Annotated in this window: 22 protein-coding genes, 1 tRNA gene and 1 pseudogene; 9 read left to right on the top strand and 15 right to left on the bottom strand. The window is 65.8% G+C overall.

Translation table 11 applies throughout. From position 1 onward, the window contains the following. Window positions 1-32 precede the first annotated feature (32 nt). From NF876_RS16190 to NF876_RS16170, 5 genes are all read right to left on the bottom strand, one after another. On the bottom strand, window positions 33-425 hold the full coding sequence (locus NF876_RS16190) for a response regulator (protein WP_262269839.1): 393 nt from the start codon (window positions 423-425) through the stop codon (window positions 33-35). A gap of 634 nt (window positions 426-1,059) precedes the next feature. Continuing rightward, window positions 1,060-1,308 carry a spore photoproduct lyase family protein gene (locus NF876_RS16185; RefSeq protein WP_262269813.1) on the bottom strand — a complete coding sequence of 83 codons (249 nt, stop codon included), beginning with the start codon at window positions 1,306-1,308 and terminating at the stop codon, window positions 1,060-1,062. Window positions 1,309-1,329: 21 nt separating this feature from the next. Next, window positions 1,330-2,622 (bottom strand): multidrug effflux MFS transporter, encoded by a 1,293-nt coding sequence (locus NF876_RS16180; protein ID WP_262269812.1) that lies wholly within the window; start codon window positions 2,620-2,622, stop codon window positions 1,330-1,332. Window positions 2,623-2,877: 255 nt separating this feature from the next. Continuing rightward, the gene (locus tag NF876_RS16175) at window positions 2,878-3,492 is read right to left on the bottom strand and encodes a M15 family metallopeptidase (RefSeq protein WP_262269811.1); all 615 of its coding nucleotides are present in this window, start codon (window positions 3,490-3,492) and stop codon (window positions 2,878-2,880) included. A 253-nt stretch (window positions 3,493-3,745) separates the two neighbouring features. Further along, entirely contained in the window at window positions 3,746-4,639 is an 894-nt protein-coding gene (locus tag NF876_RS16170) for a LysR family transcriptional regulator (protein ID WP_262269838.1), read from the bottom strand. A 124-nt stretch (window positions 4,640-4,763) separates the two neighbouring features. Here NF876_RS16170 and NF876_RS16165 point away from each other — a divergent pair, with 124 nt between their 5' ends. Next, window positions 4,764-5,237, top strand: coding sequence for an SRPBCC family protein (locus NF876_RS16165; RefSeq protein ID WP_262269810.1), 474 nt, complete (start codon window positions 4,764-4,766; stop codon window positions 5,235-5,237). A 169-nt stretch (window positions 5,238-5,406) separates the two neighbouring features. On the opposite strand, the gene NF876_RS16160 is transcribed toward NF876_RS16165, so the two are convergent. The 4 genes from NF876_RS16160 to mnmA all read right to left on the bottom strand — a co-directional run bounded on the left by NF876_RS16160 (window position 5,407) and on the right by mnmA (window position 7,818). Then, window positions 5,407-5,483: transfer RNA gene (locus tag NF876_RS16160), tRNA-Met, on the bottom strand. 155 nt (window positions 5,484-5,638) lie between these two features. Next, window positions 5,639-5,857, bottom strand: a complete 219-nt coding sequence (locus NF876_RS16155) for a hypothetical protein (RefSeq protein WP_173946356.1) — start codon at window positions 5,855-5,857, stop codon at window positions 5,639-5,641. A 142-nt stretch (window positions 5,858-5,999) separates the two neighbouring features. Next, window positions 6,000-6,641: a class I SAM-dependent methyltransferase gene (locus NF876_RS16150; protein ID WP_262269809.1), complete on the bottom strand. Its 642-nt coding sequence runs from the start codon at window positions 6,639-6,641 to the stop codon at window positions 6,000-6,002. Window positions 6,642-6,663: 22 nt separating this feature from the next. After that, on the bottom strand, window positions 6,664-7,818 hold the full coding sequence (gene mnmA / locus NF876_RS16145; RefSeq protein ID WP_262269808.1) for a tRNA 2-thiouridine(34) synthase MnmA: 1,155 nt from the start codon (window positions 7,816-7,818) through the stop codon (window positions 6,664-6,666). 473 nt (window positions 7,819-8,291) lie between these two features. On the opposite strand from mnmA, the gene sciP reads away from it, so the two are divergent. Beyond that, window positions 8,292-8,567, top strand: coding sequence for a CtrA inhibitor SciP (sciP, locus tag NF876_RS16140; protein ID WP_009763782.1), 276 nt, complete (start codon window positions 8,292-8,294; stop codon window positions 8,565-8,567). A 164-nt stretch (window positions 8,568-8,731) separates the two neighbouring features. Further along, window positions 8,732-9,010 (top strand): annotated as a pseudogene (locus NF876_RS16135) (helix-turn-helix domain-containing protein); the annotation flags it as partial. Between the two features lie 73 nt (window positions 9,011-9,083). Here the strand turns inward: NF876_RS16135 and NF876_RS16130 are convergent. Together NF876_RS16130 and NF876_RS16125 are read right to left on the bottom strand one after the other, a co-directional pair. Continuing rightward, the gene (locus NF876_RS16130) at window positions 9,084-9,911 is read right to left on the bottom strand and encodes a class I SAM-dependent methyltransferase (protein WP_262269807.1); all 828 of its coding nucleotides are present in this window, start codon (window positions 9,909-9,911) and stop codon (window positions 9,084-9,086) included. Next, window positions 9,908-10,921 carry a lysylphosphatidylglycerol synthase domain-containing protein gene (locus NF876_RS16125; protein WP_262269806.1) on the bottom strand — a complete coding sequence of 338 codons (1,014 nt, stop codon included), beginning with the start codon at window positions 10,919-10,921 and terminating at the stop codon, window positions 9,908-9,910. The genes NF876_RS16130 and NF876_RS16125 overlap by 4 nt, the downstream gene beginning before the upstream one ends. Before the next feature lie 251 nt (window positions 10,922-11,172). Between NF876_RS16125 and NF876_RS16120 the strand changes: the two genes are divergently transcribed. Then, on the top strand, window positions 11,173-11,796 hold the full coding sequence (locus tag NF876_RS16120) for a GNAT family N-acetyltransferase (RefSeq protein WP_262269805.1): 624 nt from the start codon (window positions 11,173-11,175) through the stop codon (window positions 11,794-11,796). 54 nt (window positions 11,797-11,850) lie between these two features. On the opposite strand, the gene NF876_RS16115 is transcribed toward NF876_RS16120, so the two are convergent. Beyond that, entirely contained in the window at window positions 11,851-12,240 is a 390-nt protein-coding gene (locus NF876_RS16115) for a flagellar export protein FliJ (protein WP_262269804.1), read from the bottom strand. Window positions 12,241-12,758: 518 nt separating this feature from the next. Here NF876_RS16115 and ctrA point away from each other — a divergent pair. Both ctrA and NF876_RS16105 read left to right on the top strand, forming a co-directional pair. Next, window positions 12,759-13,460 (top strand): response regulator transcription factor CtrA, encoded by a 702-nt coding sequence (gene ctrA / locus NF876_RS16110; RefSeq protein WP_009763776.1) that lies wholly within the window; start codon window positions 12,759-12,761, stop codon window positions 13,458-13,460. A 120-nt stretch (window positions 13,461-13,580) separates the two neighbouring features. Further along, the gene (locus tag NF876_RS16105) at window positions 13,581-14,018 is read left to right on the top strand and encodes an EamA family transporter (RefSeq protein WP_262269803.1); all 438 of its coding nucleotides are present in this window, start codon (window positions 13,581-13,583) and stop codon (window positions 14,016-14,018) included. Between the two features lie 9 nt (window positions 14,019-14,027). Here NF876_RS16105 and chpT read toward each other — a convergent pair whose 3' ends face one another. Further along, window positions 14,028-14,669: a histidine phosphotransferase ChpT gene (chpT, locus tag NF876_RS16100; RefSeq protein WP_262269802.1), complete on the bottom strand. Its 642-nt coding sequence runs from the start codon at window positions 14,667-14,669 to the stop codon at window positions 14,028-14,030. A 172-nt stretch (window positions 14,670-14,841) separates the two neighbouring features. Between chpT and NF876_RS16095 the strand changes: the two genes are divergently transcribed. The 3 genes from NF876_RS16095 (at window position 14,842) to NF876_RS16085 (ending at window position 17,727) form a co-directional block, all read left to right on the top strand. Continuing rightward, on the top strand, window positions 14,842-15,675 hold the full coding sequence (locus tag NF876_RS16095; protein WP_262269801.1) for a 3'(2'),5'-bisphosphate nucleotidase CysQ family protein: 834 nt from the start codon (window positions 14,842-14,844) through the stop codon (window positions 15,673-15,675). A 181-nt stretch (window positions 15,676-15,856) separates the two neighbouring features. Continuing rightward, complete coding sequence (locus NF876_RS16090) at window positions 15,857-16,459, top strand: DUF1134 domain-containing protein (protein WP_262269800.1); 603 nt, start codon at window positions 15,857-15,859, stop codon at window positions 16,457-16,459. Between the two features lie 158 nt (window positions 16,460-16,617). Beyond that, window positions 16,618-17,727, top strand: coding sequence for a coiled-coil domain-containing protein (locus NF876_RS16085; protein WP_262269799.1), 1,110 nt, complete (start codon window positions 16,618-16,620; stop codon window positions 17,725-17,727). On the opposite strand, the gene NF876_RS16080 is transcribed toward NF876_RS16085, so the two are convergent. Together NF876_RS16080 and NF876_RS16075 are read right to left on the bottom strand one after the other, a co-directional pair. Next, window positions 17,706-18,059 carry a hypothetical protein gene (locus NF876_RS16080; RefSeq protein ID WP_262269798.1) on the bottom strand — a complete coding sequence of 118 codons (354 nt, stop codon included), beginning with the start codon at window positions 18,057-18,059 and terminating at the stop codon, window positions 17,706-17,708. The two genes, NF876_RS16085 and NF876_RS16080, sit on opposite strands and share 22 nt — an antisense overlap. A gap of 53 nt (window positions 18,060-18,112) precedes the next feature. Next, window positions 18,113-18,976, bottom strand: coding sequence for a D-amino-acid transaminase (locus tag NF876_RS16075; protein ID WP_262269797.1), 864 nt, complete (start codon window positions 18,974-18,976; stop codon window positions 18,113-18,115). Between the last annotated feature and the right edge of the window lie 57 nt (window positions 18,977-19,033).

Here is a 19,033-nt window from a genome sequence, read left to right as displayed (position 1 = left end):
TGGCCATCGAATCCGACCGGATCGGGAGGGCGTCAGATGTCATTCGCGACGAGAAGCTTCTTGAGCAGACGGACCAGCGTTTCGGGATGAACGGGCTTCCCGATGAACAGCGCCCCTTCGGGCAGTTCGCCCGACTTGGGGGCGGCCCGCCCGGAGACGACCAGAACGCCGATTTCGTGCCGGCTCGCCCGCACGTGTCGGGCCAGCTCGAAACCGTTGATGCTGCCGCGCGGCATTTCCACGTCCGTCACCATCCCGTGGATGCCCGAGACGGCCCTCAGAACCTGGAGCGCCTCATCCGCATGGACGGCTTCGATCACCTTGAAGCCTGCATCTTCCAGCACGTCGACGAGCGTCATCCGGACGAGCGCCTCATCTTCAACCACCAGAATGATGGGGCGAGTATCATGTTTCGGTCCAGCCATGCCCGACGAAAGAGGAAACAACGGTCTTTGTTCCGAATGCCAAGATCTCGATCGACCCCCACCCGAGCTGCTCCCCCTCGCGTGGAATCATCTCACTTCTATGATTCCACGCGAGGGGAATTGGCCGAGCCGCATTGTGTGACGGTGAATCGGATCCATTTCGCCGAAAATGTCGAGTCTCCCGCTTCGCGCCGGCCACGCCCCGGCACGGGAGAGCCGCGTCCCTCTCCCCGTCATCTCCCGCTCATACCACCCTCCACGTCATCACCGGGCTTGTCCCGGTGATCCCGATGCGAGAAGCGCCGCGCGCTTCCGTATCGGGATGGCCGGCACAGGGCCGGGCATGACGTGGGTGGGTAGCAGGAAGGGCGGAGGATGCCGTGACGCGGGAGGGTGTCGGCACCGGCCCTGACCACCTTCTCCACGTCATCACCGGCCTTGTGCCGGTGATCCCGATGCGAGAGGCGCCGAGCCCTTCCGATCGGGATGGCCGGCACAAGGCCGGCCATGACGTGCGGAGGCGACCCAACGGACGAAAGCGGGCCACGCTCGTGACCAGGGTCGTGTCCTGGAAGAACCCGATGGAGATGTCGACCGGAGGTATGACATCCGATCACGGATGCGCCGTGAGAGTTCAGGTCCAGGAGAGCACCTGCGCGGCGAGGAGCCGGCTCGGCAGCTCGGCCATGAAGAAGTCGCGCATCCGCTCCATGAGTTCGGGCTGGTAGACATCCTTGAACGAGCCGAACTTCATGTGCTTTTGGGCCCGTGAGGCTTCGTCCATGTCGAGGCTCGAACCCGGATACCAGCGCGCCAGCATTTCTTTCGATCCAGCCGTGAAGCGGTGCGTGATCAGCGCGACGGTGAGGTCCGCCCCGGGCACGCTGCCGAGAGACTCGGCCCCTCACTCCGCCGCAACCGGCATGGCCTGCTCGTCGCCTTCTTCATCGGGCTCGCTCCAGAGGGACAGGTGCCCTCTCTCGGTCCACAGGACCACCGCGAGGCATGCCGCGCCGAGGCAGAGATAGCCCAGGCTGAGAGGCACGACCGTGCCGTTGAAGGAGCGTCCGATGACGAACCCGAACAGAGCCCCGACCAGCGTGGTGTAGGAGCCGATGAAGGATGACGCCGTGCCCGCGATGGCTGCCAGGGGGGCCATCGCGATGGAATTGAAGTTCGGCACGGTGAGGCTGTACAGGAACTGGTTGAAAGCGAAGATCGCCGCGAACAGAAGCAGGGGCGGCCGGCCGCCGTAGAGGAGCGCCACGCCAAGCTGCACGGCCGCAACGAGCGTGAAGCCGCACAGGCCGATATGCGACAGGCGGCGCATCCCTAAGCGCCGCACCAGCGTCGCGTTCGTGAACGAGGCGGCTCCCATGAAGGCCGCGATGCACCCGAAGACCAGAGGGAAGAGCGCTCCAAGGCCGTAGACCTCCGTCTCGAAGATCTGTTGCGCGGACCCGATATACGCCATGAGACAGCCCATCATGAGGGCGACGCCCGTCGCATAGCCGATGCTGACCCGCGTGGAGACCGTGACTTTCACCGCGGACACGATCTGGCCGACGGAGAAGGGCCTGCGGTATTCCGGATGGAGGGTTTCCGGCATGCGGATGAAGAACCAGGCCGCCACCAGCACGGCAAAGCCGAGGATGGTCCCGAAGATCATGCGCCACGTGCCCAGGAGCAGGAGAAGGCTGCCCGATGCGGGCGCCAGCATCGGCACGATGATGAAGACCATCATGGTGATCGACAGAACGCGCGCCATCTCGCGGCCTGCGAAGCGGTCCCGGATGATCGCCACCGTCAGCACGCGCGTGGCGGCCAGGCCGGCTCCCTGAACGGCACGTCCGACCAGCAGCATGGCGAAGCTCGCGGCGGTCGCTGCGATGAATCCGCCCAGGAGGTAGACGGCCAGCCCGATCATCAGCGTGGGCCGCCGGCCGATCGTGTCCGAGACGGGACCATAGACCGTCTGCATGACGGCGAAGGGCACCATGTAGGCGGTGATCAGCATCTGGAGGTCGTTGGGATCGGGGATCCCGAAATCGGACTGGATCGGCCCGAAGGCGGGAAGCAGGTTGTCGATGGACAGAGACCCCAGGCTCATCACGAGCGCGATGAGGAGAACGAACTCGTGCAGGGACGGGAATCGGGTGTGGCCGCTCTGGGCTGGGCCGCCGGCAAACGGAGACATTGCAAAACTTTCCGCGACAGGGGTCTCTGCCGCATGGGGCATTCCTCATGCGAAATGCATGGAAGCGCAGGTCCCGGGCATGGGACGAGGATTGAGAATGGAAGGAAAAATCTAACCTGGAAGCGGCGGGCAGACCCGCTGAACCTGCATTCGAGGGCGTTTCGGCATCCGGTTCGCCTCGCGGAGTCGTTTGGTTACCGGCTATCAACCACGAGAGCGGGTGAGGGTTTCATCGGGAATGCGAACGCGGCCGGATCAGCCTTGTCCCGGTTGTCGCGGCGAGAGCTCGAAATGGGAGCGGTCCATGTCCTTGAAGCTGTGGAAGTGACCGCCCCAGCGGATCGGCACGCCCAGCGCCGCGGCGGCCCTTTTGACGGCTTCTGCGATCCGGGTCTGGACACCGGGATCGAAATAGACGCGCCCCTCCGGGTCGAGGGGCCACAGGTCGACCGCATCGCCGGTGCGGTGCGGGCTGCCCTGGGTTCTCGACCAGCCCCAGGCCACCGCCTTGCGCTGCAGCTCGGCGTCCCGCCGGCCCGAGCCGATCACGAAGGGCAGCCCGGGATGATCGGCCTGCGCCTTGAGGATGACCCTGGCCAGGGCCGGGTTGAGGGCCCGAACATTGGCCTCGTGCTGTCCGACCGGGTCCGGGTTCCAGGCCCGGAACATTGCCAGCTGGTCACGGCCGCGGTCGTCTCTCGCTGGGATCCTCGCATAGACCCCGCCCGGCCCGAGGATCGGGTCGAGCCTGGCGCCGGGCGGCCGTTCGGTCCCGCCCCCGAGCCTGACCTGAGCCCGGGCGTCCGGGCCGGCGCTCACGAGCAGGAGGATGAGGAATCCGGCGGAGAGGGAGTGGACCTGTCGAAGCATCGTCGCCTGATGGGTTGCAGCCCCATCTTGCCAAAGAATGGCAACGCTCGTCGACTCCTCGACGGCAGCTGCCCGGCCCGCCCCGGCACCGGAGATCACGGCACCGGGTGACGGCCAGGTTCGACCGGCCCTGTGACCGAAGGCCTGCCTCGCCCTCGGGCTTGGAGCATTTTTCGGCGAAGTGGATCCGGTTCGCCGTCAAAAATGCGGCACGGCAAAGAAGAGAGGTGATTCCACGCCAGTGGAAACAGCTCTAGCCCGGGACGAAGGCTGCCAGCTCGTCGGGCGTTCCCTTCGGAAAGGCTTCCTTTAGGTAATCGAGGAAGGCGGACACGCGAGGACTCAGGAGCCGCCGCGACGGATAGAGCGTCCACAGGGCGATGTCCGCCCCCTCCACGGCGCCCCATTGCACCAGCGTTCCAGCGGCCAGATCGTGGCTGACAAGGGACACGGGCAGGCGTCCGACGCCGACGCCGGCCCGCACGGCATCGCGGACCATGACGAGGGACGAGAGGCGAAGGACCGGATCGACCGGGAGGCGTGATCGTCCGGACGGCGTCATGAGGCTCCAGGCCGCAACCCGGTCGCCGGTGCCCCGGACGATCGCCGGAACGGCGAGATCGCCCGCCGGCCGAGAGAGGTTCGGGCTTGCGACCACGACCAGCCGGTCGCGCAGGAAGATCCGTCCGACCAGGGTTTCGTCCGGATCCGGATTGACCCGGATGACCAGGTCGTAGCCTTCCTCCACCATGTCGACGGGCCGGTCCTCCGTCGTGATCTCGAGCCGGACCTCGGGATATTTCAGCGCGAAGCCGGCCGCCAGCCGTCCCATCGCGGTCTGCGAGAAGAGCAGCGGTGCGCTGATGCGCAACCTGCCCCGCGGCGTGTCCCCGCCCGAGGCGATCGCCGCGGCGGTCTCGTCGAGTTCGGTGAGCAGCGCGCCCGTCCGCTCGAAGAGCGCCCGCCCCTCCTCGGTGAGCTTCAGCGCGCGTGCGCCGCGCTCGAACAGGCGCAGGTTGAGGCTGCCCTCCAGGTCCGCGACCCGGCGGGACAGGGTCGCCTTCGGGCGTCCCGCCGCGCGCGCCGCGCGCCCGAACCCTCCGTAGCGGGCCACGAGATTGAAATCGGAAAGAGCCAGCAGGTCCATGAACGTTCCACCAGTGAGACGGAGCGTCCAGATATAGCGGCTATCGGGGCGAATGTGGATCACTCATTGTCGGAATGTCGTCACGACCGATCCACGCTGACCCCTCACGAGAAGGAACCTCATCATGATCTATTCGACCGCCACCGTCCCGGTGAATCCTGAAGGCGAGACCACGCTGACCCGGGCCCAGGTCTGGGCCGGCCTTGAGCTCAAGGCCCGCGATGCCCGCCTGTTCCTTCCGCCCGGCCTCTGCACCCGCTGCGACGTGGTCGAGGAGAGCGCGACCCATTTCGTCCGCGAAGCCACGATCGGCGGTGCCGACCTGCGGGAGATCGTCACCCTCGAACCGGAGAGCAAGGTCACGTTCTTCCAGGCCACCGGACCGCGCGAGGGCGCCATCGTCAACGAGCTGTTCGAAGGCCCGGACGGCACGCTCCAGCTCCGCTTCTATTGTTATCTGGGCCTGCGCGGCAGAGAGCCGAACGGCCCGGAGGAGCGGGCCGAACAGGCGCAGTTCGACGGCGAGACCGGCTACAAGGCCGCCCTCATGTCCACGCTCAAGCGCACCCGCGAGTTGCTCGCGGAAGGCCGTCTCTGACCACCGTGATCACCGTCAGCCCGGGGCCGCCTCCTCCGAGGCGCCCCGCCCTCCGAGGTCGCGACCATGCAGGATTCGAGAGCCGACGCCAAACATCTTGCACCGTCGAAGCTTTCGATCTCAGACAGCAAAAAGCCCGCTAAGCTGTCGCTTTCGCGGGCTTTTTTGATGGTAGCGGAGGAGGGATTTGAACCCCCGACACAAGGATTATGATTCCTCTGCTCTGACCAACTGAGCTACTCCGCCCCAGGAATCGGGGCGGACCCCGCGTCAGGCAAGCGCGATATAGGGAAGGTTGCCCCCCGGTGTCAAGAAAGACGCGCGGCCGAGCCGCGGATTTGTGAAACGCGCGCTCTCGAGGAATGAGGCACCGGCGACCGAGGCACCGGCCGGCCGATCCATCAGCCTTTCGGCTTCATGCGCCAGAGCTGGAATCCCTCGGAGGAAATCGCCTGCTCGATGGCCTTTCGCGAGAACTTGTGCGGCGGAGCCTCGCGGGAAGCGAGCGTGCCCGTCAGGCCCCAGGGGGCGTATTTGGCGGGAAGCTTGCTGCCTGCCTCGTCGCCCGCAAACGCGTGCAGGTCGTCCTTGGCCTGGGAGGTGAACATGAAGAGACGCATGGGAGTGGCTTTCGTAATAAGCGGAGGGCAGCCCCTCCTTAGATAGGGCCCGCCCCCCGAAAGTCACCCGGCCGGTCCGGCGCCGATGCCCCCGCGCGCTCAGGCGGACCGCACGCGACGCCCCGCCTGCCGCACCGGACGGTCAGGCCCGCTTCCTGATCCTCATCAGCTTGAAGAAGCCGCCCGGGAACAGGCTCCTGAGTTCCACGACTTCCATGCGGCCGGTCCCGCGGGCCCAGTCCTCGACCCGGGACGCCTTGAAGGCCGAGCTCCAGCCGATGGCCTTGGCCACGGGTGAGGCCAGTTCCTCCAGGGCGGCGATCGGGCCGGAGAGCTGGCCCCAGTGGTTGGCGAGGACGATCTCGCCCCCGGGCTTCAGCACGCGCATGAACTCGTCGAGCGCCGTCTCGGGCTCGGGCACCAGGGTGATGATGAACTGCGCCGTGACGGCATCGAAGGTCTCGTCGGGAAAGCTCAGGCGGGTGACGTCCATCACCTGCAGGCTCTTCACATGGCCGAGCCCCCTCCTCTCGACCTTGTCCTGGGCCCGGCGCAGCATGTCCTCGGACAGATCGACCCCGTAGACCTCCGCATGCCTCGGATAGTACCCGAGGGACAGCCCCGTGCCGACGCCGGCCTCGAGAATCTTGGGCCCGCAGGCGACGGCGGCGTTCACGGCTGCCCGGGCGGCCGGTTCGGTCAGCTTGTCGTAGACGAGGTCATAGATCGGAGCCCAACGCGCATAGGCCTTGCGCATCAGGACCGTAGTCGCTCCATCCGTCATAAACTATCCCTAGGTAAGCACCTCAGGCCGCGGCGGGGGCGGCCTCGGCGATGGTCCGAGCAATGGTGCCCCCGCCAAGCACACGTGCCCGCGGAGCATCGCTCTCATAGATGACACAAGCTTGACCGGGAGACACCCCGTCTTCCGCCGATAACAGCTCGACCGTAGTGCCGGTTCCTGTGGATCTCAAGGTGGCCGGGCGCGGCTCGCGGGTGGAGCGGACGCGCACCGCCACCTCCATGCCCGTCTCGCCCAGGGATTCGAGGGGAACGTCCCCGAGCCAGTTCACGTCCGTCACGCGGATCAGGCGGGTGGCCAGGGCCTCCCGGGGCCCCACGACGACGCGGGCTTCCTTGGCCTCGAGGCGCACCACATAGAGCGGCTCGCCCACGGAGAGCCCAAGCCCCTTCCGCTGCCCCACGGTGTAATGGATGATGCCGTCGTGCCGGCCCAGCACCCGGCCGTCCACATGGACGATCTCGCCGCCCTGCACGGCGCCCGGCTTGAGGCGCTCGATCACGTCGCTGTAGCGCCCCTGGGTGACGAAGCAGATGTCCTGGCTGTCCGCCTTCTCGGCCACGGTGAGGCCGAACTCGCGGGCGAGTTCCCGGGTCTTCTCCTTGGGCAGCTCGCCCAGGGGGAAGCGGAGCAGATCCAGCTGCGCCGGCGTGGTGGCATAGAGGAAATAGCTCTGGTCCCGGTCCGGATCGGCCGCCCGGTGGAGGGCGCGGCGCCCGTCCGGCAGGGCGCGGCTCGCCACGTAATGGCCCGTGGCCAGCACGTCGGCTCCCAGCTCCCGGGCGGTCTCCAGGAGGTCGCGGAACTTGATCGAGCGGTTGCACTCGACGCAGGGGATCGGCGTCTCGCCGGCGAGATAGCTCTGGGTGAAGCGGTCGATCACCGCCTCCCGGAAGCGCGCCTCGTAGTCGAGCACGTAATGGGGAATGCCGATGGCTTCGGCCACCCGGCGGGCATCGTAGATGTCCTGGCCGGCGCAGCAGGCGCCCTTCCGGTGGGCGGCGGCGCCATGGTCGTACAACTGGAGCGTGATGCCGATGACGTCGTAGCCCTGGCGCTTGAGCAGGGCCGCGACGACCGACGAGTCCACGCCGCCCGACATCGCAACCACGACGCGGGTCTTCGAGGGATCGGTGGGGAGGTCGAGTGAATTGAGCATCTTTCCATCCAGAGGCGCCGTTCAAGGCGGCGCACGGGAGGGGCCAAGGCCCCTCTATAGCGCATCGTGCGGAAAAGTGGACCCGGTTTTCCGCTCGAACGATGCGCCAGCCAAGAGTGGAGCATCGGATCGATCCCAAAAGTGGACCCACTTTTGGGTCCGATGCTCTCGCGCATCGTGCGGAAAAGTGGACCCGGTTTTCGCTGACGCGGCCCCCTCGGGTCCCATAGGGTCTGGCCCGGCGGGGCGCTCACCGGGAGAGCAGGCCTCGGGTCCAAAGGGCACGACCGTTCCCGGATCCGGTGCCCTGGCCACAATTCTTAAAGGGAAAGTGCCCCGCAATAAGCCAACGTTAACGTTTATGGCTAAGCTTAGGCATTCTCGTAACCGCCTGATGGGCTTAGGGAAACATTAAGTCCCCTCGCGTAGGTTCGAGCCTGTCAAAGGTCGTTGAATTTTTGTGTGAGCGTATCATGACCGAACCCCACCGCCCAAGGGTCAAGTATGTCATTGGGCCCGACGGCAGTCCCCTGACGATTGCCGACCTTCCCCCGTCCAGCACCCGCCGCTGGGTCATCCGCCGCAAAGCCGAGGTTGTCGCCGCCGTCCGCGGTGGCCTGCTCAGCCTCGAGGAGGCCTGCCAGCGCTACACGCTGACCACCGAGGAATTCCTGAGCTGGCAGATGTCCATCGATCAGCATGGCCTGGCCGGCCTGCGCACCACCCGGATCCAGCAATACCGGCAATAGGCACCGCGACGGTCGGCACGAAGCGGGCGCTGGTCATCCGACCGGCGCCTTTTTGTCGTCGGGAAGCGCGGCCGTTAAGATGTTCCTAACCATACGATGAGCATAAACTCCTGAATCACTTCCCTTAAGGCAGGCTCCTTATCGTGCTTGGCATTCCGGATCCGTTGGACCAGCAAGGCTCATCCCGGGCCCCTATGGGGCCGCCCCTTTCCGCCGATGGGGAGCAGACCATCGACGCGCTCAGGCGCATCCTGGTCGGGCGCACCATCGCGGACGTCGAGCGCCATCTGATCCTCGATACCCTGGCCTCTTGCTTCGGCAACAGGACGCACGCCGCGCGGATCCTCGGCATCTCGATCCGCACCCTGCGCAACAAGCTGAACGAATACATGGAAGCCGGCATTGCCGTGCCGGAGCCAGGCCAGAAGCCGGCCGCCGCCTGATGGCCGATGCTCAACCCTTTGAGCGGCGCACCGTTGAGTGCGAAAAACCGGGTCCACTTTTTCGCACGATGCGCTAGAGCTTACGCAGCCACAGGCTGGTCTCGTGGGCCCCGGGGACCAGCGGCAGCTCCGTCAGGATTCCCTGCGAGAACGCGGATCCATGGTCCCTGACGAGGGCGTGGCTCGCGAAAACCAGCTCGTAGGCGCCGCCCTGCAGGAGAGCCCCCACCAGCAATTGCTCGTTGTACCCGCGCCAGCCCCAGACCTCCGGGTAGGCGTCGGGCAGCGTGATATCGTGGACGTGGATCAGCGTCCCGCCGGCGAGGCGCGGCAGCACGTCGAGGAAAAGGCGGTCCACATCCGTGCCCGGCATGGCGATGTGGCTGGAATCGACGAACAGGATGTCGCCGGCCGCGAGGGCCTCGAACTCGGCCGGGTCGGCATCCCGCAGGAGCGCCTGCCGGTGCTCCACGTCGAGGGTCTTCAACGTGGCCCGGGGGGCGGGGTCGATGCAGGTGATCCGGGTGGGAAGCCCCCCATCCCGAACCGCCCGGGCCATGAAGCGGGTCGAATGGCCGGAGCCGATCTCGACGATCCGCCTGGGCTTTTCCTGCCGGACGATGGCGTAGGCCGCGGCGGCGTCGAGACGGGGAAACCAGCTCTGATCGAACCGCGCCGGCCCCCTGCCCCGCAGGATCGCGCGCAGGTCCTCCGCATGGGCGTCGATCGCCTCCAGCACCTGGGCGAAGCGCGGACGCGCGGCCTCGAACACGGGGCGCAGCGCGGGATAATCCTGCGGCTCGACGCTTCCGGCATACCGATAGGGAATGAAGAAGCCGAGCGGTTTCACGCCAAGCAGCGTCGCGAGGCCGAAGCGCAGCCGGCGCCAGAAGACGGTCATTGATCGGAGGAGGAGAGCGGCGGCGGCGGTACGGACCCGTCGGGCGCCACGACCCGGCCGCGCCAGGCCTGCGCCAGCCGCGCGCGCTCGAACATCAGCACGACCACGAGCGAGAGGGCGAACGGGATCAGGAGATAGAAGAGACGGAAGATGATGAGGGCCGCCAGGACGTCGGCCTTTGGGATGTCGGGCATCGCGGTCAGGAAGACGAGCTCGAACACGCCGAGACCGCCGGGCGCATGGCTGACCAGGGCGGCCGAGAACGACGCCAGGAAGACCGCCAGCACGATGATGAAGCTCGGCTCAAGATGGGCCGGAAGCACGAAATAGATGATGCCGGCCGCGCCCAGGAGCTCAAGCGGCGCAGCGATCAGCTGGCGCACCATCACGGCCGGCCGGGGATATTCCAGCTTGGCCTTGCGGACGACGAGCGGCGGGAGGTGCAGAATGGACCCGACCACGTAAAGCGCCACGAAGCCGAGGAGCAGGATGCCGACGATGCGGGCCGTCGCCGGGTTGGTCAGGACCGAGGGAAGCAGTTCCTCGAGCCGGTGCAGCAGGGTCGGGTCGGCCACCAGGGCGATGCCGCCGAGCAGGATGGTGCCGAGCCCGAAGGTGAACGAGCACAGGGCGACCAGCACGGCGATCTGAGGCGCGCCCAGGCCCTTCGAGGTATAGGCGCGATAGCGCACGACCGCGCCGGAAAAGACCGAGGCGCCGATGTTGTGCGACAGGGCGTAGGTGGTGAACGACGTGATGGACACGAACAGCCACGAAATGTGGTGGACGCCCAGGTGCAGCAGGGCGATCCGGTCGTACCAGGCCAGGGCCGCATAGGCCACGAGGGTGGACAGGGCCGCGAGGGCATAGCGATGGGGCGGAACGGCGGTCAGGCTGTCCCAGACGTCGTCGAGGGACATGCCGCGCAGCTCGCGATACAGAAGCCAGCCCGACACGACGACTGCCAGCAACCCGATCACGGGCCAAATGAACTCACGCACATTCTTCATAGAGCCGGCAGAACTCCCTCGCTGTTATCTTCTGTGCCCACAATCCCATTGTTCCGCAAGGGGATTATGCCTTGCCGCAACATGACATAAGGTCCAAGGCCGGCACCCGCCACGGGAGGCAAGGCCGGGGCGGCTCCATGGAAGCCGGGAGGCATGTCCGGCCTGCAACCGGAAGGGAGTGACGCGGGACCCCGATGCCCTTATCAAACGGCATCCTTCCTCTTCCCCATCGCGTCCACGAGGCCCGGTCCATGACGACGGAACCTGCAACGGCTCTCAACCTCAACGGCTACACGGACCTGCCGCCCGGCAAGATCGCCGCGATCGTCACATATCTCGACATGCGCGAGCGCCCCAGCACGTCGCCGTTTTGCAAGCCCGCCGGCTGGAGCCTTCATCGGATCGATCGGGACCGCCCGCGCTACCGGGCGCTGTTCAGGGCAATCGGCGAACCCTGGCTCTGGTTCAGCCGCGCGGCCATGGCCGACGACAGGCTGGCGTCCATCCTCGACGATCCCGGGGTGGAAGCCTATGCGCTGCACGACGGCACGGCCGATGTGGGGCTGCTCGAACTCGACTTCCGGATCGACCGGGAGGTCGAGCTGGCGTTTCTCGGGCTCGTTCCCGGGTTCATCGGCCAGGGCGCGGGCCGCTTCCTGATGAACGAGGCCATCGTCCGCGCCTTCGCCCGGCCGATCGAGCGCTTCTTCGTCCACACCTGCACGCTCGACGCCCCGGGGGCCCTCGCCTTCTACATGCGGTCGGGCTTCACCCCGTACCGGCGCGCCATCGAGGTGGCCGATGATCCTCGGCTGCTCGGGTTCCTCCCGCGGGAGGCCGCCCCCCAGGTGCCGATCCTGACGGCCCCGGCGTGAAAAAGGGCGCGGTCGGTCGAGCGCGCCCTTCGATTACGGGAATTGTTCGGACGGTCAGGCGGTGGCGCGGACGGCGCGGCCCTGCCCGGTCTGGCTGATCGCGGCATCCAGGCTCCGCTCGCGATCCTCCAGGCTCTCGGCCTTCTTCAGCTCCTCGAAGGCCTCGCCGAGCTCCGCCTTCGCGTCGTCGAGCTGGATGTGAAGGTTCTGAGCCGAGTGGCGGAGGTTGTCGCGGCGCTGGGCCGCGGCGCGCGCATAGGTTGGATAGGCAAAGTGGTTCGGGTCGGCGATGCCGGCCTTCTGCTCTTCCGCCGCGATCTCCCGGTCGAGGTCAGCCGCCATGCGGTCGAACTCGGCGATCATCATCTCGATCTGCGCCACCCGCCGACGCTTCTCGTCGACCTGAAAGCGCTTGAGGCGGATGAGCGTATCCCGCGACTTCATCTTGATTCAACTCCACACGTCGCTGTTTCACTGCATCTCACGGATCGCTCAGTTATCCGCCAGACATGCCCGACCATCGCCCACGGAGGTTGAGCTTTCCTTACCGCCTGCGACAAAAAATTTCCTATCCCCTGGCTCCCCTGCGGGGCGCATGGGCCCGGGAGCGACGTCGTCCGGCTTTGTAAACCTTTCGTTTACCGGTTTCGTTAACACTGGGTCGGTCACGGGCGCGGCCAGACCGGATCCGCCTCCGGATTCACCTGAAACGCTTAGGTTACAAGAATTTGGGATGATGTGAGGCGGTTCCCTATGGTTACCCAGAATCCACAGGACAATCGTCTTCGGCGGATGATCTGCCGGCCAAGGTCGTTAAGCGCTTGCATCCCAGAATCAGTGTTTGTTAACCATTCTGAATTAGCGTTTCGAATCAGTTCAAAAGAGCATCCGTCGCAGGCCCGGCGTCGGATGGGCAGTCTTCCGCTGCTCTCAAGCTCAAGGGCAAGGGCTGGGGATTGAACATGCGCGTACTTCTGATTGAAGACGACAGCGCGACAGCGCAAAGCATCGAACTGATGCTGAAGTCCGAGAACTTCAACATTTATACGACGGATCTCGGCGAAGAGGGCATCGACCTCGGCAAACTCTACGACTACGACATCATCCTTCTCGATCTGAACCTGCCCGACATGTCGGGCTACGAGGTTCTGCGGACGCTCCGCGTCGCGAAGGTGAAGACCCCGATCCTGATCCTGTCCGGCATGGCCGGCATCGAGGACAAGGTGAAGGGCCTCGGCTTCGGGGCCGACGACTATCTGACCAAGCCGTTCCACAAGGACGAGATGGTGGCCCGCATCCATGCGATCGTCCGCCGCTCGAAGGGCCACGCCCAATCGGTGATCACCACCGGGGACCTGATCGTGAACCTCGACACCAAGACGGTCGAGGTCAGCGGGGCCCGCGTTCACCTGACTGGCAAGGAGTACCAGATGCTGGAACTCCTCTCCCTGCGCAAGGGCACCACCCTCACGAAGGAGATGTTCCTCAACCACCTCTACGGCGGCATGGACGAACCCGAGCTGAAGATCATCGACGTCTTCATCTGCAAGCTGCGCAAGAAGCTCGCCAATGCCTCGCAGGGCCGCAACTACATCGAGACCGTCTGGGGCCGCGGCTACGTGCTGCGCGAGCCGAACGAGGCGGAAGAGCGCATCGCGATCTAGAGCATTTTAGAGAGGTGATTCCACGTGAGTGGGAACAGCTCTAAGCCTCGCGATCGATGGCAAACCCAAAAAGGCCCGGTTCAGACCCGGGCTTTTTTGTTGACGGTACGGGAGGCCTGCATGAAATCCGTTCTTGTCTCGTGGCAGTTCTGGGCCCTGCTTTCAGCCGCCTTCGCGGCTCTGACGGCCATCTTCGCCAAAGTGGGCATCGAGCAGATCAACTCGGACTTCGCCACGTTCATCCGGACGGTCGTGATCCTGTTCGTCCTCGGGGGGATCCTCGTCGCCAGCGGCCAGTGGCAGGCGCCTGCCTCCATTTCCGGAAGGACCTATCTGTTCCTTGTGGTGTCCGGGTTGGCCACCGGTGCGTCCTGGCTCTGCTACTTCCGGGCCCTGAAGCTCGGCGATGCGGCCCGCGTCGCCCCGCTCGACAAGCTCAGCGTCGTGCTCGTCGCCCTGTTCGGCGTGCTGTTTCTGGGCGAGAAGCTGGCGATGCCGAACTGGATCGGCATCGCTCTGATCGCGTCGGGCGCGGTTCTCGTCGCCTATAAGGCCTGACCGGCAGCCTCAGGCCATGGCGGCCTTGATCGTCACCTCGTCGCCTTCGAGGCTGAAGGCGACGCTCATGCTCGAGGCGCGCGCCACCATGCCGGCATAGTAGATCTGGATGCCGTGGGCATCGACGGTGCCGGTTTCCGAATTGCCCGCCAGCAGCGCCTCGGAATGTGCGGGAATGCGGGCATTCAGCCCCTTCGAGACGATCGTGAAGGCGCAGTTCTCCGCATCCCCCGTGACGGTCACGGCAATCGAGCCGCCCCGCGGGATGGCCGCCGTGGCGATCATGACCAGATTGAGGAGCAGCTTCACCCGGTTCTTCGGGAAGAGGAGCCGCGGCGACGACCAGGAGAAGGAGATCTTGTCGTCGAGGAAGAGCCCACGGGCCACCTGCTCGGCGTCGCCGAGATCGATCGAGGCCCCCGCCGATCCGGCCGCCCCGAAGGCCAGCCGGGCGAATTGCAGCCGGGCGGAGGCCTGGCGGGCGCTCTTGTTGATGAGATCGAGCGCGAAGTCGCGCATGGAGGCGTCGCTGTCGTCCTCCAGAACCTCCAGCCCGTTGACGATCGCGCCCACCGGGGAAATCACGTCGTGGCAGACGCGCGAGCAGAGGAGAGCGGCGAGGTCGAGCGAATCGAGCGAGATCGTGGCCATGAGGGCTCCGGAAGCACCGTAATGTCAGCTATGTGTTCATGAAATCGAGATTTCGACCAGCATGCATACAGCCAAACAGCAAAGAGAACGTGAACCCGGATACCCGGCTACGAGTTCTTTGAAAAGCGGGCAAAAAGAGATCGACAGGTCTCAAGGGAGCAGGCACAAAGCCATGATGCGCTTCGATGGTCAAAATCCCGACGAGATCGCCCTCAAGCTCGCCCATATCGCCTGGGAGGCGGGCCGCATCCTGCGCGGCATGGAAAGCGCCATCGTCGACAAGCGCATCAAGGATGACGGGACTCCGACGACGGCGGCGGATCTCGCAGCCGAACGGCTGATCATCCAACGTCTCGACGAATCGTGGTCCGGCGTGCCGGTCGTGGCGGAGGAAACCTCCAGCTCCACGCAGACGGACGACTACTTCTTCCTCGTGGACCCTCTCGATGGGACCGGCGATTTCATTCACGGCACCGGTGAATACAGCGTCAACATCGCCTTGATCCACGGCGACAGGCCCCTGGCGGCCGTGGTGGCGGCTCCGGCCATGGGATCGGTGTGGATCGCCGGGGACACGGCCCTCAAGAGTCCCCTGCCGGACAGTCTGGAGGCGGGATTCGACTGGCGCGAGGCGAGGGTTCGTCCAGCCCCCGAGAAGGACCTCGTGGCCCTGGTCAGCCGCCGTCACGGCGACATGGCGACGGAAACGTGCCTGTCGGCCCTGTCGATCGGAACGCGGCGCATGACCTCGTCGGCCCTGAAATTCTGCCTCATCGCGTCTGGCGAGGCCGATGTCTACGTACGCTGCGGCCCCACCATGGAATGGGACACGGCGGCCGGGGATCACATTCTCACCTGCGCGGGCGGCAGCGTCGTCGGGCCGGGCGGCACTCCGCTGACCTACGGCCACGAAGGAAGGGGCTACCGCAACGGCCCCTTCGCGGCGATCGGCGATGGGGCTCTCGCGACGCGCCTCGATCTGCCGGTTTCGGCCTCGGTCGCCTGAATCCCACGACCGATCGGGGAATTTTTCGCGACGTTGCCGGTCAGAATGATGAATCCCGCGCGTCCCTTGGGCTTTCCGTACAGAGATTGTTAGGGTTGATGATCTTAAACTTCGGGCCTCGATAGCAGCCCTCCGGCCCGAGCGGCCGGACGGCCCCCTGTCTCATGCGAGGAGATAGCCCATGCGCTCCCGATCCACGTTCCTTGCGGCAGCGGCCTTTGCCGCCCTGATCGGCACCCTGCCCTTCCAGGCCTCGGCGCAATCCGTTCAACGCGCCTACGCGAGCAATCCCGGCAATCCCAACTCGTTCAATTCCAACGAACTGGTCGAGTCGGGACACCAGTTCTTCGGTTCGGCCTCCCGCGGTCTCGCCCTTGCTCTCCAGGAGGCGATCAGGCGGTGGGGCGAGCCCAACGGCTACATCCTGGGTCAGGAAGCCTCCGGGGCTTTCTTCGGCGGCCTGCGCTACGGCGAGGGCAAGCTTTTCACCCGCAACGCGGGAGACCGTCGCATTTTCTGGCAGGGACCGTCGCTGGGCTTCGATGTGGGCGGCGACGGAGCCCGCACCATGATGCTCGTCTACAACATGCCCTTCACCGAGGCCCTCTATAAGCGCTTCGTGGGCATCGACGGCTCGGCCTATTTCATCGGCGGCTTCGGCGTGACGGCCGTGGCCGCGGACGAGATGATCGTGGTTCCGATCCGGGCCGGCGTGGGCGCCCGTCTCGGCGTCAATGTCGGGTACCTGAAGTTCACCTCGGAACCGACCTGGAATCCGTTCTAGGACACAGGGCGGGCCGGCATCTGCCCGCCAGCCAGTGGAAACGGCCCGCGAATGCGCTACAACGGGCCGTCTGGGGCACGATGGCTCTGGAAAGCTGCGCAGGCACAAGTCAAGGTGCTTGAGCGTTACCGGTCAAGCATCTTGGAGTTGGCGTCCGCGTGATCGAAAGCATCATGATCTTTGCGCTGGGGTTCGTTGCAGCATCCCTCATCGCGCTTCTCATCATCCCGGCCGTGAATGCGCGAGCGGAGCGCCTGGCCCGACGCAGGGCCGAGGCTCTGTTTCCCATGTCGATCTCGGAGCTGACGGCGGAGAAGGACCACCTCCGGGCCGAATTCGCCGTGCTGCAGCGGCGCATCGAGCGCAAGGCCGAGGAGGCCCTCGCCTTCAAGCACGAGAGCATGGAAGAGCTCGGCCGTCGGGCCATCCGCATCGAGGCTCTCGAAGCCACCCTGGCCGAACGGGACAGGACGGTGTCGGAGCTTGAGACCAGGCTGGCCGAGACCCAGACACGCCTCGCCGCCGCCGAGGCCGATCAGACGCAGACGCAAACCTATCTCTCGAGCACGCGCGAGACGCTGGCCGCTCTCGAGAATGCCCACCGGGCCACCCTGGACGAGCTGTCGAACACCCGCATGGAACTGGATCTGGCGCAGCAGGAGCGCGCCAAGCTCAAGAACGAGCTCATCCACGCGGACGAGAAACTCTCCCGTCTCGAGACCGAGTTCACGGATGCGCAACGGCGTCTTACGGCCTCCCTGAGCGAGCTCGACACCAAACGCATCACCATTTCCGACCTCGAAACCCGCCTGATGACCCAGACCGCCCGCGGCAACGACTTCGAGAGAGCGCTGGGCGAGCGCCACAGCGAGCTCTCGGACGAGCGCCTGCGCTTGGCCGAGCTGGCCAAGAGTCTTGCCGCCGAGCAGGAACGCGGCCTGATCCTGGAGCAGAAGATCCGGGAGATCGAAAGCGAGCGGGACGAGGTTCAGGCCCGCTTTGCGGGGCTGGAGAGTTCGCAGGGCCAGAACGACGAACTCCGCCGCGAGATCTCCGAAGTGGCCGCTCAGATCATGAAAAGCGGCGGCCAGCCCGGGAACGGGAAGGACCGCGAGAACAACAGGTCCCGTGACGGTAAGCGCCGGGGGGGGGGGGGGCCAAAGGCACCCGCCCGCGCCCCCCCCAAGGCGGGCGCGCGCTGCCAACTCCCCCCGCCCGCGCCCCGGAACCGTCAAAGGCGATGCGACTACTTGGGTTGTACCTGCTGATTGCCCCCGGGACTTCCCGGCGGGCGAATGACCGGCGTGGTGCCCGGATCAGGGACAGGCGCCGGCACGGTGATGTCCGGTGTGGCATTCTCCGGCGGACGGATCACCCCGTCGGAACGCTCCAGCTTGTCGCTCAAGGTATTGGTCGAACCAGTCTCGGAGGGTCCGTTCGTGCCGGAGAGATTGCTGTCCGGCTCGACCTTTTCGGCCGGCATCTGGCTGGGAGCAGGCATGTTCGGAGCCTGCTGCCTCAGAACCTCGGGGTTTTGCGCCAGGGCAGCCGTGCCGAGGCCGGCTGCCAGGATCGTGGATAAGACCAACACACGCTTCATGGGTCGCTCCTTTGGAAAGGCAACGAGCGACCCAGGAGGGGGTTCCGGCCCAGCTACTCGGCGGCCAGGGCCGGTGAGCCGGCCATGGTCAGGTAGAGCTCCCGCAACCGTTTCGTGATCGGGCCCGGCTTGCCGTCGGCGACCGGCCGCCCGTCGATGGACACGATGGGAAGGACGAAGTTCGACGCGCTGGTGAGGAAAGCCTCGGCGGCGCCATAGGCCTCCTCGACCGTGAAGCGGCGCTCCTCGAGCTTGATCCCGGCTTCTCTCGAGAGTTCCAGCAGGGACTTGCGCGTGATGCCCGGCAGGATGGCGTTGGACAGCGGACGCACGACGATGCTGCCGCCCGTCGTGACGATGAAGGCGCTGGACGAGCCCCCCTCCGTCACGAAACCATCCTCCACCAGCCAGGCCTCCTGCGCACCGGCCTCTCGGGCCGCCTGCTTGGCGAGAACCTGAGCGAGCAGGTTGATCGACTTGATGTCGCGCCGCTGCCAGCGCAGGTCGGGCACGGTGACGACGGCGATCCCCGTCTGCGCCGCGGGCGCTGCGGCAATGGCCTTGGCCTGGGTGAACATCGCGACCGTCGGCTTGGTGTCCTCCGGGAAGAAGAAGTCACGCTCGGCGACGCCGCGGGTGACCTGGAAGTAGATGAAGCCCTCCGTCATGGCGTTTCGGCGAGCCAATTCCTCCTGGAGAGACGTCCACTCGGCCCTGGTATAGGGATTGGGGATGCGGATCTCGGCGAGAGAGCGCTCCAGGCGCTCCAGATGGGCCTCGTTGTCGATCAGCCGCCCGTCGAGCATGCCGATGCCTTCATAGACGCCATCCCCGAACATGAAGCCTCGATCCATGAAGGGCACCTTGGCCTCTTCGATCGGCAGGAAGGATCCATTGAGGAAGACGATGCGGGACATGAGACCTCCAAAGTCGTAACCCGACTCAACCAAGCTTAACCTATGGGCAGACGAACG

It is taken from the genome of Microvirga yunnanensis (assembly GCF_025460875.1).
This window is presented reverse-complemented; position numbering and strand designations above follow the sequence as displayed.

Coding starts and splice junctions, on each gene's coding strand:
- NF876_RS16180 (WP_262269812.1), bottom strand. CDS start 2,622: ATGTCTCCGTTTGCCGGCGGCCCAGCCCAGAGCGGCCACACCCGATTC.
- NF876_RS16130 (WP_262269807.1), bottom strand. CDS start 9,911: ATGACCGTCTTCTGGCGCCGGCTGCGCTTCGGCCTCGCGACGCTGCTT.
- NF876_RS16115 (WP_262269804.1), bottom strand. CDS start 12,240: ATGAAGTCGCGGGATACGCTCATCCGCCTCAAGCGCTTTCAGGTCGAC.
- NF876_RS16080 (WP_262269798.1), bottom strand. CDS start 18,059: ATGAAGCGTGTGTTGGTCTTATCCACGATCCTGGCAGCCGGCCTCGGC.
- NF876_RS16105 (WP_262269803.1), top strand. CDS start 13,581: ATGAAATCCGTTCTTGTCTCGTGGCAGTTCTGGGCCCTGCTTTCAGCC.
- NF876_RS16170 (WP_262269838.1), bottom strand. CDS start 4,639: ATGGACCTGCTGGCTCTTTCCGATTTCAATCTCGTGGCCCGCTACGGA.
- NF876_RS16075 (WP_262269797.1), bottom strand. CDS start 18,976: ATGTCCCGCATCGTCTTCCTCAATGGATCCTTCCTGCCGATCGAAGAG.
- NF876_RS16120 (WP_262269805.1), top strand. CDS start 11,173: ATGACGACGGAACCTGCAACGGCTCTCAACCTCAACGGCTACACGGAC.
- NF876_RS16165 (WP_262269810.1), top strand. CDS start 4,764: ATGATCTATTCGACCGCCACCGTCCCGGTGAATCCTGAAGGCGAGACC.
- NF876_RS16155 (WP_173946356.1), bottom strand. CDS start 5,857: ATGCGTCTCTTCATGTTCACCTCCCAGGCCAAGGACGACCTGCACGCG.
- NF876_RS16125 (WP_262269806.1), bottom strand. CDS start 10,921: ATGAAGAATGTGCGTGAGTTCATTTGGCCCGTGATCGGGTTGCTGGCA.
- sciP (WP_009763782.1), top strand. CDS start 8,292: ATGACCGAACCCCACCGCCCAAGGGTCAAGTATGTCATTGGGCCCGAC.
- ctrA (WP_009763776.1), top strand. CDS start 12,759: ATGCGCGTACTTCTGATTGAAGACGACAGCGCGACAGCGCAAAGCATC.
- NF876_RS16150 (WP_262269809.1), bottom strand. CDS start 6,641: ATGACGGATGGAGCGACTACGGTCCTGATGCGCAAGGCCTATGCGCGT.
- NF876_RS16095 (WP_262269801.1), top strand. CDS start 14,842: ATGATGCGCTTCGATGGTCAAAATCCCGACGAGATCGCCCTCAAGCTC.
- chpT (WP_262269802.1), bottom strand. CDS start 14,669: ATGGCCACGATCTCGCTCGATTCGCTCGACCTCGCCGCTCTCCTCTGC.
- NF876_RS16090 (WP_262269800.1), top strand. CDS start 15,857: ATGCGCTCCCGATCCACGTTCCTTGCGGCAGCGGCCTTTGCCGCCCTG.
- NF876_RS16190 (WP_262269839.1), bottom strand. CDS start 425: ATGGCTGGACCGAAACATGATACTCGCCCCATCATTCTGGTGGTTGAA.
- mnmA (WP_262269808.1), bottom strand. CDS start 7,818: ATGCTCAATTCACTCGACCTCCCCACCGATCCCTCGAAGACCCGCGTC.
- NF876_RS16175 (WP_262269811.1), bottom strand. CDS start 3,492: ATGCTTCGACAGGTCCACTCCCTCTCCGCCGGATTCCTCATCCTCCTG.